18 protein-coding genes are annotated in these 13,802 nt (G+C 53.1%); all 18 read right to left on the bottom strand.

Annotated features, from left to right (window positions below; translation table 11 throughout):
• Positions 1 to 8 precede the first annotated feature (8 nt).
• Positions 9 to 368 carry a hypothetical protein gene (locus PV433_RS11460; protein ID WP_332072276.1) on the bottom strand — a complete coding sequence of 120 codons (360 nt, stop codon included), beginning with the start codon at positions 366 to 368 and terminating at the stop codon, positions 9 to 11.
• A 14-nt stretch (positions 369 to 382) separates the two neighbouring features.
• Positions 383 to 1,012 carry a phage scaffolding protein gene (locus PV433_RS11455; RefSeq protein ID WP_332072275.1) on the bottom strand — a complete coding sequence of 210 codons (630 nt, stop codon included), beginning with the start codon at positions 1,010 to 1,012 and terminating at the stop codon, positions 383 to 385.
• A gap of 124 nt (positions 1,013 to 1,136) precedes the next feature.
• The gene (locus PV433_RS11450) at positions 1,137 to 1,394 is read right to left on the bottom strand and encodes a DUF2829 domain-containing protein (RefSeq protein ID WP_332072274.1); all 258 of its coding nucleotides are present in this window, start codon (positions 1,392 to 1,394) and stop codon (positions 1,137 to 1,139) included.
• 3 nt (positions 1,395 to 1,397) lie between these two features.
• Entirely contained in the window at positions 1,398 to 1,664 is a 267-nt protein-coding gene (locus tag PV433_RS11445; RefSeq protein ID WP_332072273.1) for a hypothetical protein, read from the bottom strand.
• Positions 1,665 to 1,721: 57 nt separating this feature from the next.
• Entirely contained in the window at positions 1,722 to 1,883 is a 162-nt protein-coding gene (locus tag PV433_RS11440) for a hypothetical protein (protein ID WP_332072272.1), read from the bottom strand.
• Positions 1,880 to 3,478: a minor capsid protein gene (locus PV433_RS11435; RefSeq protein ID WP_332072271.1), complete on the bottom strand. Its 1,599-nt coding sequence runs from the start codon at positions 3,476 to 3,478 to the stop codon at positions 1,880 to 1,882. The genes PV433_RS11440 and PV433_RS11435 overlap by 4 nt, the downstream gene beginning before the upstream one ends.
• Positions 3,475 to 4,953, bottom strand: a complete 1,479-nt coding sequence (locus PV433_RS11430; protein WP_332072270.1) for a phage portal protein — start codon at positions 4,951 to 4,953, stop codon at positions 3,475 to 3,477. The genes PV433_RS11435 and PV433_RS11430 overlap by 4 nt, the downstream gene beginning before the upstream one ends.
• Before the next feature lie 15 nt (positions 4,954 to 4,968).
• Complete coding sequence (gene terL / locus PV433_RS11425) at positions 4,969 to 6,525, bottom strand: phage terminase large subunit (protein WP_332072269.1); 1,557 nt, start codon at positions 6,523 to 6,525, stop codon at positions 4,969 to 4,971.
• Positions 6,512 to 7,024: a transposase gene (locus PV433_RS11420; RefSeq protein ID WP_332072268.1), complete on the bottom strand. Its 513-nt coding sequence runs from the start codon at positions 7,022 to 7,024 to the stop codon at positions 6,512 to 6,514. Before PV433_RS11420 ends, terL begins: the two co-directional genes overlap by 14 nt.
• A gap of 112 nt (positions 7,025 to 7,136) precedes the next feature.
• On the bottom strand, positions 7,137 to 7,373 hold the full coding sequence (locus tag PV433_RS11415) for a hypothetical protein (RefSeq protein ID WP_332072266.1): 237 nt from the start codon (positions 7,371 to 7,373) through the stop codon (positions 7,137 to 7,139).
• 500 nt (positions 7,374 to 7,873) lie between these two features.
• Positions 7,874 to 8,353 carry a hypothetical protein gene (locus PV433_RS11410; protein ID WP_332072265.1) on the bottom strand — a complete coding sequence of 160 codons (480 nt, stop codon included), beginning with the start codon at positions 8,351 to 8,353 and terminating at the stop codon, positions 7,874 to 7,876.
• Between the two features lie 97 nt (positions 8,354 to 8,450).
• Positions 8,451 to 8,624 (bottom strand): hypothetical protein, encoded by a 174-nt coding sequence (locus tag PV433_RS11405; RefSeq protein ID WP_332072264.1) that lies wholly within the window; start codon positions 8,622 to 8,624, stop codon positions 8,451 to 8,453.
• Complete coding sequence (locus tag PV433_RS11400; protein ID WP_332072263.1) at positions 8,621 to 9,556, bottom strand: MmcB family DNA repair protein; 936 nt, start codon at positions 9,554 to 9,556, stop codon at positions 8,621 to 8,623. Before PV433_RS11400 ends, PV433_RS11405 begins: the two co-directional genes overlap by 4 nt.
• Before the next feature lie 237 nt (positions 9,557 to 9,793).
• A complete protein-coding gene (locus tag PV433_RS11395) occupies positions 9,794 to 10,306 on the bottom strand; it encodes a hypothetical protein (protein ID WP_332072262.1) in 513 nt (170 codons plus the stop codon).
• Between the two features lie 454 nt (positions 10,307 to 10,760).
• Positions 10,761 to 11,297 (bottom strand): hypothetical protein, encoded by a 537-nt coding sequence (locus tag PV433_RS11390; RefSeq protein WP_332072261.1) that lies wholly within the window; start codon positions 11,295 to 11,297, stop codon positions 10,761 to 10,763.
• Positions 11,298 to 11,312: 15 nt separating this feature from the next.
• A complete protein-coding gene (locus tag PV433_RS11385; protein ID WP_332072260.1) occupies positions 11,313 to 11,624 on the bottom strand; it encodes a hypothetical protein in 312 nt (103 codons plus the stop codon).
• An 11-nt stretch (positions 11,625 to 11,635) separates the two neighbouring features.
• Entirely contained in the window at positions 11,636 to 13,528 is a 1,893-nt protein-coding gene (locus PV433_RS11380; RefSeq protein WP_332072259.1) for a DNA cytosine methyltransferase, read from the bottom strand.
• Positions 13,525 to 13,802 (bottom strand): hypothetical protein (locus tag PV433_RS11375; protein WP_332072258.1); only part of this gene is annotated, 278 nt, incomplete at its 5' end. The genes PV433_RS11375 and PV433_RS11380, both read right to left, overlap by 4 nt.

Genomic DNA, 13,802 nt, shown 5'->3' with positions numbered 1-13,802 from the left:
TCTGCCATTTAGGCGATAAACGTAATTTGTTTAAGAGCAGTAACAGCGGCTGCCGCAGGTGCTTCCGGCAACTTGGCCAGATCCACAAAACCGTGAATCAACAATGCTCCAGACGCCGGACCGTATGTCACGTCAACGTCGGTGAACAGCACGCCTTCGGCATTGGCATCGTTGGACTTAACAGATTTTTTCGTTGCATCGGCAATGACTCCGCCGCCCATAATCGTGCCGGCCGGAACAATCTTTTTCCCGTCTGCATTCGCCGTTACTCCGGCATCATTTACCGTAATTGCTAGATTTACATAATGATCCGGGAATTTAAGAATCTGCTTTTTGTTTCCGAAATCCGTTTGAACAAATTTGGACATTTGGATTCAGCTCCTTATTCGAAATAGGATTTTTGCGATTGCGAAACGTCGGCGTTCTGCTTGGCGAAGTCAGCCACCCGCTTACCGAAGTCAGCCGCTTTGTCGGCACCGCCTCCGGCACCACCGCCGCCACCTTCTTGCGGCTTGAAGCCTTTAAACTGGAATCCGCCGCCGCCTTTGTCTTCCGGGACAAACAAAAAAGCCTTGCTCGTTTGCAGGGCTTTGATTTGATCGTCCAGTCCGGCTTTTACGCTGCCGGCATCATCGATCTCGATTTTCGTTTTGTCCAATAACCCGGCGACGATATCCGGATCGTGGACCTTTCCGGTAAGTGCCAGCTTCACAGCCGTACTCAGGCGTAGTTCTTTCGCTTCGGATTCGTATTTCTCCTTGGCCGCCTTGTTTTCGGTTTGAAGCTGCGTGATCTGGTCCTGCAACGCCTTGTTGTCACCGGCCGACTTACTCAACGTCTCGAGCTGCTTGTCGCGCTCTTTGAGCGTATCCTCGGCCGCCTTCTTTGCCGTGTTCACCTCATCGAAGCGCGCCTTCGGGATAAAACTCTTCAGTTCCTCGGCAGATGCAGCAGCGGCCTTCACGGCCTGTTCTTCGGTCAGTCCCAGTGCAATAAACTCTTCCTTCGTCATGCTATATCATCCCTTCTTTTTCATCTTCGCTTTTTAACCCGGTCGCGGCCGGTGATGTCTTGTTCTTTAGCGTCCACAATACCAAAAGGACGACAAAGGCCCCAGCAGTCTCGGCCTAGGCCCGTTATTCGACAACCACCCAATCCTCGGCAAGCATATCTCCGTTAGAAGGCTGCCATGGAGAGATTGTGTTTTGAGCCGTCTTTATGAAAATCGCGCTTGTGAACGTGGGTTCCCCCTCGTACTCTCCGAACCCATATTTAAGACCCGAAGACAGATCATTGCCCTTGACAAGATAAATGAACATCCCTTTGCCATTCCAGCCTTTACGAGCGGCGCTCTTTCCTGCCTTCACCGCCTCAATTGCTTGCCCGAAATTCACTTTTCACTCCCCCACAATCTCATATTCAGCTTCCAGCGCTTCCAGGGTACAGACCCGCAGCTCACCGTCCACTTCTTTGACAACGCATTCCCCAAGTTTAGCGATCAGAACGCTAAACGCTCCGCGAATGACACGCAGTTGCACGCCCCCACTGGTGTACTCGACCATGATCGGCAAGCCAGTGAATTCGATGATTTCCTGATGATTACCGGACGTGTTGTCAAACACGACAGCCTCGATAAAAACGTCTTTTTTGTAGCGTATCGGCATTACCACTCACCTCCCAGTGCATGAAAAAAGCACCCTCGCTATAGAAGCGTGAGTGCCTTATTCGTCTTCCTTCAAAACTCCGATTTTCTTCAAATGCTCTCGAAACCGTTTCTTGTTTTCTTTTCGTTCCTCTTCAGGAATTTCCCGGTACCCTATTATTTTTGGCTTTGAAATATCGTTCCAACGGGGGTCGCTAAAAAGCTTTTTTTCCTGGCTCATTTCCTCAGCTCCCGAAGCAGGATATGATACACTCCATCGATTACTTCAATCTCCTCAACTTCAAAGGGAAAATCTCGACCATACAACACTTCCAGTTCGCCTGGATTAAGTTCCAAAAGGTCGGAACCTAGAGCCGATCCTAAAATATAAAACTGGACTTGGCCCTCGGGATTATATGACGCAGCACCCGCAGTTGTTGAGATGTACTGAGGATATTGTATCACGGCTCCGGGCCTGATGTCTTTCAAAAATTCCTTTACCTGTTCTGGTGTCTGAAAGTATAGCGATCTTGACAGGTCACCCGAATACCGCGGGAGTTTATCTAGGGCATTGTCCAACTGCTCGACCCACTTCATTTCCTGGCCGTCCAGCGGAACACTTCGGCGAAGCTTATCGTTGAGAGAATATGACTCCCCCCCAACATATCGCACGACAGCAGCTTCCTCCTCACGTGAAAGCGACTGCGCTTCCGGTTTTGCCGGAGCAGGCTGCTCAGGTGTTGTTGTCGTGACTTTAGGAGGCTCGACTGCAGGCAGCTCCGTCGCCTTGACCGGCTTGGTTGCGTCAGGAGGCGCGCGCTTAGCCGCCCATTCCTTGTAAGTCGTGTCGGCCGGCACATAGTACGTTTTGCCGTCTTCTCCACGCGCAGCGCGCTCGCCAACACCTGCATCCTCAAAGTACGGAATCGTTGTCGATCGGCAATACGCATGCAATGGCGGATAATTGACGCCAGCCTTTGCCTCAGACAGCGGGATGACCTCTCCGTCCATATCTCTGCAAACTGCCGATGTGCGCTTATCCAGCGTCGCCACATATTTAAACCGCTCGACGCCCGTCTCCTTGTATGCATCAAGCCGGGAAGCTCCGGAGAAATAAGCAGCTTCCGTTCGGATGAGCCGGGCCGCAGCATGCTTACTGACGTTCATGCGATCGGCAAAATCGGCGATAGCCTTGTCCGCTGGCTCCCCGCGGATCAAGTCCTGTGTAAGGATTGTCTGCAGCTCATTGACCAGCTTGGTCCGGTCTGCCCAGATCCGCGCACTAAAGTTTCGTCCGTCCGGCGCCCACGGCTTGGCGAGCACTTTGTCGATTTGGCGATCATCCAAAGCAGCGAATGAGGTACCGACGCCGGCCCCTTTCTGCAACTCGTAAAGCGACTTATAGTAACTGTCCTTGTAGATGCCGCCCAGCGATTCCGCGCTGCCTTTTTGCCGCTTGGCCGTCAATTGCTCGATTTCGTTGCGAAGGTGCGTCTGCAGTTCCTCGAGGCGAGTGATATGGACCTTGGCGCTAGCATTCTCGAGCTCCTTCATCCATCGCTGATCGATTGCATTCTCGCGGCCGGCCTTGATGTACTCGTCAACGGTCCACCGGAACTCTTTAAGCTCAGCCGCTTTTAATAGCTTGCGAGCCTCGGCAAGACTGATGTCGTTGTTTTTGGCGAGTCGAGCGTACCAGGCTTCGGTCTTCTTCCGGATTTTTGCGAGCGCCTTTTCATATTCCTCGTTTTGGGCCCGAATGTACGCTTCGCCTTTGTTCAGCATCGCCTCGTTCAGATCTTCCAATCTTTTAGTCCAGTAAGCGTCCGATTTCATTGCTCGTCACCTGATGGATTATCTGGAGGCATACCTCCGTAAGAAGCCATGCGTTCGAGTGCTTCCTGATTCTGTTTCTTAATCCGTTCAAGTTCCGCCGCCAGATCCGTCACCCACGGATGTTGCGCGACCAGTGTCTCATCCGACAAGATGCCAGTGCTGTCCTTGATTGCTGTAATGATCGCACTTTCATCGATCGGCATATCCGTATTGAAGATAAAGCTCAGCGGCATTTGGCTGTAATCGACGCCCGTCCTGGCAAGCAAATCTGTGTCGACAAACCATCGCAGTTGCTCGAGCGAAGCCTGGTATTCCGTTTCCATAAGGCTGCAGTCCAGGTCCAGATCGCTGTAAAGGAACTTGAGCGCAATGCCAGAAGGCGCGCTGCCAATGTCCACGCCCTGGGTATCAACGCCTCTACCAAACTCGTAAATATCTTTGCGCGCCTGCTCCATATGTGTCTTGTATGCTTCGACGTTGATCTGCAGATTGATCGCCTTGATCCCACCTCCCTCAGAAACAAAAGCGGTTCGGTAAATGGCGAGATTCTTTCTAAACTCGCCTGGGTCAGTGCCATTGTAGTTTGTGACCTCGTATATGCTGTCAGGCATATCCTCCAGATTGTTGCTATTGTCGGATTTGTTTCGGTCGTAGTCATCGGCCAGCGTTTTGATGATTTCGACGAGCGGCTGCTCATACTCGTTATATTTCCAGCAGATAAACGGCACGCGCTCCCAGTTCATCGGCTGCTCTTTACCTCCGGAAACGACAGTAAAGTGAGAGCTGACCGCTCCAGCCTCCACATCCGGCACAAGCCCGGTGCCGTCTATTACGTAACGGCGCACCCCTTGAGTATCCCACCATTCAATATTGCGAACGGTTTTGCGCTGGGTCCCCTCGTATACGATCACCTCGTAATCACGAATAACGGCATCCAGAACGGTATGCGCTTCGTCCGCCCACAATGGGATGATCTCAAGACTGTTCATCTTTCGATAAGCAAGCTCGCCGGCATCGTCATAATGGACAAACCACCACGCAATTCCAGCATTGACGGATTCACGGCCCGTGCTCATGAGCCGCCGCTGCATGGCCGGCTGAAAGATGTCAGCCCATAGCTTAGCGTAAGTGGCGTTGTCCGTCTGAACACTGAGCGGCTGCCCCAGCAGATAACCTACCTTTTGGTCGACAAGCTTGCGCGCAAACGGATGCGCTAACTTATTGTTTGCCAGATTGCCAACCGGTTCCTTATGCCCACTCTCACCGATTGCTGTGCGCACCCGTTCAAGAATATCCGGCTTGTTGCGATAATAGCGGTCGCCGATCTCCATCCATTTGCGCTTGTTGGACTTGCGCCAGTCGCCGATCTCCAGCATAATGATTTCTTCCAACGTCGCCGCCGTCCGAGCACCACGGATAATGATTTCGTCAATTTCCTTTTGCTGATCCACGCCAAAAGGCCAAAATGTAGGCACTCAATCGCCCTCCTTTCATGATTGTCCTGGGAAGAAGACGCCAGCTTTTTTGTCTACCATTTCTGCAATGCCGGTTGTCGCGTCCGGCGCATCGTCGTTCTTGTTCTTCCCTTCCTTCTGGTAGCTCGTCATAGCCTCGTAGTATTCTGGCCAGCGATCCTTCCAGTTGACCGGGAAATAGATGTGCTCCATGACGAAGTTGCTATTGGATAAGATTCTCGCGATTTTATTCTTACTTTGATGGAACCACTTGACCACGACGGAACGTGTTTTGTGCTTTTCCCATATCAACCTCTCGACATTTCGAGCATAACCCCGACCGCCGCTATTGGACTCAATCTCGGCCAGGTTCACCCCGTTTTTAACGAGCATGCTGGCAGCGGCCGGCTCCGTAACCTCCATGCCCTCTTTGGTATAGAGCACATCGAGCACGTACGCTTCGCCCCGGTATACGCCGGCGACAACCGAACACAAAAAATCACTGCCTTGATCGGCAGTGTCGGTGTAGGAGATGATTTTTTCAAAAACGGCTTGCCCGTGTCTGTCTTTCGGCAGGTCGGTGTAGGTCTTGAACGTTTTGTACAACCTGCCCTGGATGTCGACCGGTTCCTGATGGAAATTAGCTCGAAATATCGCAGCATCCATATTGGTCTTCAAGCTCTCGTAGCGTTTACGGGAAAGAAGCTCCGGGCAAAGCAGATTCCCCCGTGAATCCATGGCTTCGAGTTTAAAGACGAACCATTCGTCCGCTTCTGTGCCGTCCAGTATCCGGCCGCATACATCCTTTTTGGCCCAGCGGGTCATGTTGACGATCTCGATGCCGCCAGCACCTTCATCCTCCAAACGTGATAGGAATGTACCCGTGTACCATCGCCAAATGACGTTTAGCCGGTTCTCGTTGTAGGCTTCCTCAGCATCCTTCACGGGGTCATCTACGATCGAGATATTACAACCCTTACCCGTGATCGATCCTCCGATGCCGGCGCCCTTGTAGTTAAAAAACTGGCCGTCCAGCGCCCATTGATGATACGACCCGTTCCCGTCCTTGATATAAACCCCCGGGAAGATGTCGTTGAAAATAATTTCGTGCGGAAACGTCTTGGTCTGGTCGATTCCGTCGCGTGTGTACCGGGAAAAGTCGCTCGCCTGATCATCGTTGTACGAGCAGGTGATGACCCGATTGGACTGATCTTGTCCGAAGGCCCATTTACAGAAATTGACGAGCGTGCGGCTCTTCCCGAAGCGCGGAGGAATATTCTGCATCAACCGCTTGTAGGTGATGCCTTCCCGAAGTCCCCCGACCATATCCTGATATTCTTCGCTTTCAAGGAACCATGCCGGCGCGATCTCCTCGACAGCTGCAACGAAAGCCAGTTTGGTTAGCTTCCGCTCATAGAGCGCCTGCAATATCCAGCAGTTCAACTTCAAGTGCCATCGGCTATCGCGGTAAAACGTTGGGCTTTCTGTTTTACAAAACTCCCAGAGAGAGTGGCGTGCCTTGCGAATGCGCGCTTCCCGTTTTAAAGCAAGCTTCTTCTCCTTGGCCACTCTGGTCAATTCAATCGTCGCCATAGCGTTCCAGTTCCTTATCCAGTTCCTCATCGCTCAAATGCGAGTAATCAACTACTTTGGAAACGACACCGCCGGAATGGTTGATGTGCTGCCGATCGCGCCAATTCTTAGGATCGCGATTTTTCAGCCAGAAAATCTGTGCCGTTGTATCCGGAGCGACTTGCTTGCGCACCACCTTAGTCACGGCCAGCCTGGGCGTCCCGTCTTCATTCAGGATGGGATTTCCGTCGGCATCGACCTGGGGCTCATACGTCGTTTCATCGTATTCGTAGCCGTTTGCTCGCCTATAAAGAGAGTTAACAACTTCGTAATCTGCTTCCTCCTTGGATACTTTTAGGGATTCCAAAAGTTCCGGGTACTTCTCTTTGTAAAGGTTGAATGTGGAGTAGGCAATGTCCAGATTTTTAGCGATCTGCTTCTCAATAAGCCCTGAACGCGCCCAATTTCTGATCAACTCTAACTTTGGAAGGACGTGCGTTTCCCATTTGTTTCGAGCCATGATCATCACCTCGCTTTGAGCTAATATTCATTTACATGACCACCACCTCCGGCATCTATGGCCGTTACCCGAAAAAATAAAAAGCACCGCATAGGGTGCTCTTACCTCTGGTTCAAATGTTCAACTTGCCTTTCTTAACTACGTCTTGTTCTACTTTCACTGCATACACATCTGCTGCTAGTTCACCTGCAAATGGCGTATGAACAACCATTTCAACCTGATACCACTCTGAATCTGAAAAAGCAATTAACTCGCCCTCGATTGGGATCCTCTCGAACGAATAGTATTCTTTCGCCCAGTTGTCCTGTCCTTTGTCATGAGTACGTAAGATGACTGTTGACGTTGCCATCCGAAACACCCCCTTCCACATTTCACCATTCGGCAAAAGAGAGGAAATACCTCCCACATGCCGAATAGTTCTTTCGGGAGGGGTTACCAGATGATCGAAAAATCGGTCGGAGTGCACATTCAAAATCCGATAAATAAAAAAAGTTCCCGTTTTGGGAACCTTTCACTTTATACGTACTTAGTCACAGAGGCGGTGTTTTAAAACCTCGCCGCCACTCCCTGATTGATTGATGAATACGAATATCGCTTTCGCTCATTCTCTTTAAAAGATTTCCGCACCTAGTTGCTAGATACGTAGTAAGAGCATTATACGAGTATGCCTGATTAGTGGTCAATCGCTCCAAAGCCTCATTTTTTTAAAAAAGCCGCCCTCAAAGGGACGGCACTCGAGGAGGATGGAGGGGGTTAACCTCATTTGGCACGCTTATAATGTATCATGGTTGTTCGCGCATGTGTTGTGCAAGATTTTCCGTTTTGCACCGCATTCCGCTCACGATTCGTTCAAAATTTTGTAGTATCTTTTTCGAAGAATCCCATGAGCTTAAGCGTATCGGCTATCCCCTCGGCTCCCTCGTTTTGCTTACGTCGTATGGTACTCGGGCTCATAGCCCGTTTGAATAAGAGCCATACTTCCTTTGGCGACTTTCCTTCAAAATATCGATACTCGATCGACATTCGAACATCTTCTTCCCGCAAGAGTGCGACAGCTCTCCGCAGATGGCTTGTATAGAAGCAGTATTGCTGATAAACCCATTGCTGTTTTTCGTGGAGAAAGACCGCATTAGCCGTCTTGTCCGCGTATAGGTCGTCCTGATCTATGCGGCGACCAACCTCTCCATCCACCGAAACCTGCTGCAAGTCTCCTTCGTGCTCCTCGAAATCTCTTATAATTCCTAGCATCTCTATATAATGTTCGAGCAGGAACTTTACCCGTTCGACCTCTTTCTGTGATGCTCTCGGGAACAATTCTGATTGCCACATGATCGCCATTCCCCCTCACCATCCCTCGTGTGTGCTATAATGACGGTGAGATTGCTAGTTGAACCCCCGCGGGCCGGCCAAGGTGCGGGGGTTAGTTTTATTTTGAGCGGTCCAGCAGATTTACCGCGCTTCCCTGCGGCTGGTCAAACACGACTGTTAATGGAGACAGCAGGGTAACGGTCAATACGAATAAATTCTGCTGCTCCTCCGTCAGCGCTACTGGGTACAAGACCCCATCTTTGCAATAGAACAAAACCGGTTGGTCCTTCATGCTCCGCCCTCCTCGGACACAGTCAGCCGCTCCAATCGTTCCAGCGACAGCCGCAAATACTTGACCTCTTTGGATATGTCCCCATTCACTCCCGCTGTCAGGCGCTCACGCAGGCGGTCCTGCCAGCCGTATGTCGTGGGTATGCCGCATTGCAGCATGATCTCTTTGACATCACCCTCAAACACCTTGTCGTTTTCGGCCCGTCGGAGCTTGTTTTGGAGCGTGACAATCTCGTCCTGCAACTCCTTGATGAGCGCGCCGGTCTGCCCAGCCACCCAATAGCCGATGCTCTTGCGCTCTGACTCATCTTCGCACAGCCGCTCGAAATACTCCCTGCGGCTGCTGAAAAACGGGTGCCTGTCGCTCTCCAGTCGGCTCATGATGACGTATTGCAGCAACTCCACCGGGATCGGGATATTGCGGTATTGTGCCTTGCGCTTGGTCGTCAGGCTCTGTTTATCTGGGTTGTAGTAGATCAGGCCGACCTCTTGCGGCAGCTCCTCCAGCGCGATCAGTCCCGTCGGGCAGACAAAGCTGAACTGGTTGCAGTAGGCCAGATATCCCGGCCATTTGTTGTCCCGCTGGAAGTCGCTTCGGCTCACCTTGACTTCGTAACCGCTGATGCAAGGATTCGCCCAACTCTTTTTGATTGCCAGCGCGTCAAAGATCAGCATCTCGTTATTGAAATGGGTCGGGCCGGTCTTGCACTCGGTCAGGTAAAAGTCGTCTGCATGCCGCTTGGACAGAGCCTGCTTAAGCATGTCGGCGCGGATTTTGGGGTTGCTCATGCCGCGCTCACCTCGCTTTACGCCGATAATATTTCTGCCGTGCAGCCTTGCGACGATCCCTGAAAAGCCTGATATGACGTGCGAATTCGGCTTCGACGCGTTCAACCTCTGCGGGAGTGGCCCGGTGCGGCCGATATCCGTCATACCAATCTCCGACAACGAGCGAAGTGTCTCCATAAGACCAGTTACGCGAGTACTTGCAGTACCGGCACCGTTCGTCGGTCTCCACGCACCCGAACCCGCCCGGCCCATCCTCCCACCAGCTTTGTTTTCGAAGCTCCAACCCGCACAGCGGGCAGCATTCCCCGCGCTTGTATTCATCTTCAGTTTCCCAAAAGTCTTCCGGCGCCATGACTTTCTTCATTTGCCGTAGCCTGACGTTCACTCCTGCTCCCCCAGTCGCCGGGCCCTTCTTAGCTCCAGCATCAATATTTCTTGCTCGCCTCGCCGTAGGAACAACGCAAGGCAGTCCTTCTTCCGCAACTCATACGCGGCCAGATGGCCGCCCCGTTGCTTTATCCAGCGTTCGGCGAGCTCGCGGTCGATCGTGTAGCTGATCCAGTCCGTCTCCCCGGGCCGATGTGCTCGATACGCGGTGATGCGAGCGGGAAGCGCTCTGAACGCCTCCCACTCGCTCGGTTTCATGATGCTCGTAGCTCTCTTTGGCCTGCTGCTCCGGAACAGCTGCTTCCACAACAGCAGATCGGACCATCCGGAATAACTGACCCAGAGCGTCGACAGCGTGAACCAGTACCAATAATCGTCCAGGCCCCGCTCCAGCGCCGCGAACCGGGTGATTGCCCGCGGTGTCCCCTCGTATAACAGAATGTCGTCGATGATCGCCGCGTGCTGCGGGTTGTAGCCCCGGAAATTCGGCGAAATGTCTTTGAACATGCCCGTCACCTCCATTGCAGCAGAATCAGCCCGCGCCGTTTACTCTTTCCGATATGTCTCCAGTTGGCCTTCTTGTAGCAGCAGCCGGGGTTAGAACTCCTGATCTTGTTTGCGTCAACATATGTGATAATGCCGTCTACCGGTGGATCACCCCAGCGATCGAGCGTCGCTGCCACAGCTGCGCGGATCATGTTGCTGCTAAGATGGTCCGATTCATTCCGGAAATGTGTACATTCCCATGCATCCCATCCATCGTCGCGAATGCCCCGCCATGTCACCCAAAAAGCGTCGCCAGGAGCCGTCCGGAACACGAGATTATCCCCCGGCCGGCAGAACTGGTTGGAGCCGGGCGTCTGTCGGCTATAGTGCCGATCGGCTAGTTGCCGACATGCGCGGTCACCTTTATGAGTTTCGATCCAAGGCCCATACTGGCGTAAATCAAGCATCGGCTGTATCATGGCCGTGCTCGCTTTCCAAATATCTGCGCTGCCCAGTCCCCTTCACGTTCCCGCAGCCGCTGCGCCCCGAGTCTTCCCGTTTGCTCACGTGTCCAAAGCGGTTCGGTAGCTGCCCGCTCATACTCCCAGCCCGACACCTTTACCCGGCGATGAAAGGTAGCATAGGGAATGCCGTGCTGCTCTGCCATCCGTAAATACTTGGCTGGGTGAACACGTACGTGCTCCATCGCCTTGAGGGCATGTGCCCGAACCTCCTCAGCAGACTCAAGCGGCTGGGTGGCTGCTCTTTCAGGAGACCAACCGGTTCTGATCCGGGTCATGAACGATTCGTACTTTATTCCGTTCTGGTTCGCAATTTTAGTCCATTCATCATAGTAACCGCGTGCCTTTTGAACACGCATCGGCGTAGTCATTGCCTTCTGTTTCGTCCATCCCAGTAGCCGAATCCTACGTTCAAGTGTAAACGCACTGACCCCAATTTTTGCAGCCTGCTCATACTCTTCTGGAGTGATGTAAAAATCATAGGGGTTCATGTCATCAGCCCTCCCTCAAAACATCTCCATTTGCCCTGTATCCAAATCTTTGAGTTGTACGAGGTTCGGCGCCTGTTCCCATGCGTCGCCGCCATACCCACGGAATTCATTTTCTCGACGAATCTGATTTTCATAGATCGCGTACACATAAAGTTGCCCTTCGAACCGGCACACGCAATGACTTTTGTAATACTTGTTGACGGCCACGAGTTCAATGTCGTGGCCGCTATTCGATATAATTGCTTTTAGTCGTTCAGCATTCTCTATCATCTGTGATTTGCTTGCCATGACGGCTTGTGGCGAATGTCCATAGAAATATTCGCTCATATACGCCCTCCTCAATGAACCGCAGGTTCACTCTGTTCAGCGTCTTCCGGAGCAACCCACACAGATTGATAGCCCATCCGGAACGTGACGCCCTGTCTGCTGCACAGAATCGCCGCGCCAATCTCCTCGATCCAGCGCTTGGCCGACGGCGGCGGTACCAGGTTGCCGATGTACTCCCGCGCCTTTTTGTCCGATTTGACGCCAACCAGCTCGAACGGGCGTCCGTCCGGCATTCGCTGTGGCATGCCTTGCAGCATGGCAAGCTCAAATGTCGTCAGCGCACGGTGACGCGTTCCGTCCAGTGAAATGATGATCCAGACGCCTCGATCATAATCGCCGGGAATGCGCGGATCGGCGACGGATGACGTTCCAGAATGAACATCCCCGCTCGTTACGGTGCCCGCTGGATCCTGCCAAGGGATCACGCCGTACGTCCCGTTTCTGGGCGAACAGTTGACACGCGGATCGGCGATACTGCAAGCCGATTGCATGACTCGCTCGGTCGCCCGAATGGTCTTTGCGGGATCATTCCATCCCTGTACCCCATAGCAATCCGGGTAGAGCTCCGTCTTCACCCGCGGATCGCTGATCGACAGGGCACCGGTCTGAATGTCCGTTTGGCCGATAATCGTGCTGGCCGGATCCTCCCAGTCGCTCACCTTGTAGGTCCCCGGGTACTTTCCGGCCCACTTGTTGACGCGCGGGTCGTTAATCGCAATCCCGCCGCTGCCGAGTCTGGATCCAGTCACAACGGGAGCTGATTCGTCAAATCGGGAGATACGATAGGCATTGCCTTGCTTATTGTCGTTGTGCTTGATACGTGGATCAGCGATGCATGCTGCTCCATTGTTGGGCCCGACAGCTCCAGTGATTGAAGGACCTGTTTCGTCAAAATGATACAGCCGATATATATTTCCGTGGGTTGCCGGCTTGTAACCTGTTCTCGGGTCCGAAATGGCTGTCGCGCTATTACTACGCCCCGGGCCAGCGGCCCCGGTGATCGCCCGGGAAGGCTTTTCCCAATCCTCGACGCCATATGCACCGTTTCGCGGCTCGTGCTGCACCCGTAGGTTCCACCAGTCCAGGTCCTCAAGCGCCCGCCAGTCCTTGCCTGCTGGGATCGTCGCCAGCCGGAGAGCAACCAGCCACGAGAGCATCGGTTCACGGTGATGTCGTCCGCCTGCGGCCGTATCCCCGGGCATTGGCAACGGGCCAATCACGTCGCCGATCGTTTTCAAGGGCAGCTTTGTCGGCTCGAAGATTTCCGCCGGGCATTTGTCCGGATGCCTGGCGATAAGGATGTACCGCTTCCGCCGCGCGCCCAGCCCGCCGATCTCCCCGCAGCAGAAAACCGCTTCGCGTAGCAGATATCCCGCATCGATCATCATTTTTTTGAGCCGGTCGAGAATGTCTTTGCCTCGCGTCTGGATGCCTGGGACGTTCTCCATGAGCATGACCGGAATCGGGTCGTGTTCGAACGCCTTCAACGTCAGCTCTGTTTCTCGAAGCGCAAGCTGATTAAGCGCTTGGTACTTCTTTGATTTGGCTTTCTTCCCGCCAAGCAGTCCGGTAAATCCCTTGCAGGGTGCGCTCCGGAAGCTGATGTCAGGCGTCTCGTAATTGCAAGCTCGCCATATGTCGTCCGGTGTCATCTCGCGCCAATCTTCCGGCGGTTCATGGCCGTGCCAGTCAATGTATTGCTGACGGCTAAAAAAATCGAACTGGTAGCAAGGCGCCCCGGTAAATTCCTCGAAATTGCGGCACGCGTCAGGGTCGACGTCCATCCCGCAGACAACCTCGACTTCACCAACGACCCCGAAGGCTTCGGGGCGGGCCGCCTTTGCTCCGATGGCACCGCCTCCTAGCCCACAAAACGGGAAAATCGCTTTTAGTTTTTTGTTCATCCGGCCTGCTCCCGACCAGCCAGCAATTCCATATGCTGCTGGTTGTAATGGGCGAAAAAGTTTTTGACATATCTGATCACGTCGCGGCCGTCGGGGTGCAGGTCTTCGAGCTCGGCATAAATGAGCGCTACGAAGGATTGGATCAACTGGAACAACTCCATTGCTGCGCGCCCGCGATCCATGCTCGCCGACTCGATCTCTGAAGCGAAAAGCTCAACCATCCTTACGGTATCAACACGCTGTCCTATCGGATGCTCGCCCTGGAGGATCGGCA

Origin of the sequence: Paenibacillus sp. GYB004 (assembly GCF_036577605.1) — a bacterium.
In the GTDB taxonomy this organism is placed as follows: domain Bacteria; phylum Bacillota; class Bacilli; order Paenibacillales; family NBRC-103111; genus Paenibacillus_AB; species Paenibacillus_AB oceani.
The sequence above is the reverse complement of the archived record's forward strand: the minus strand, read 5'-3'. Positions and strand labels throughout refer to the sequence as shown.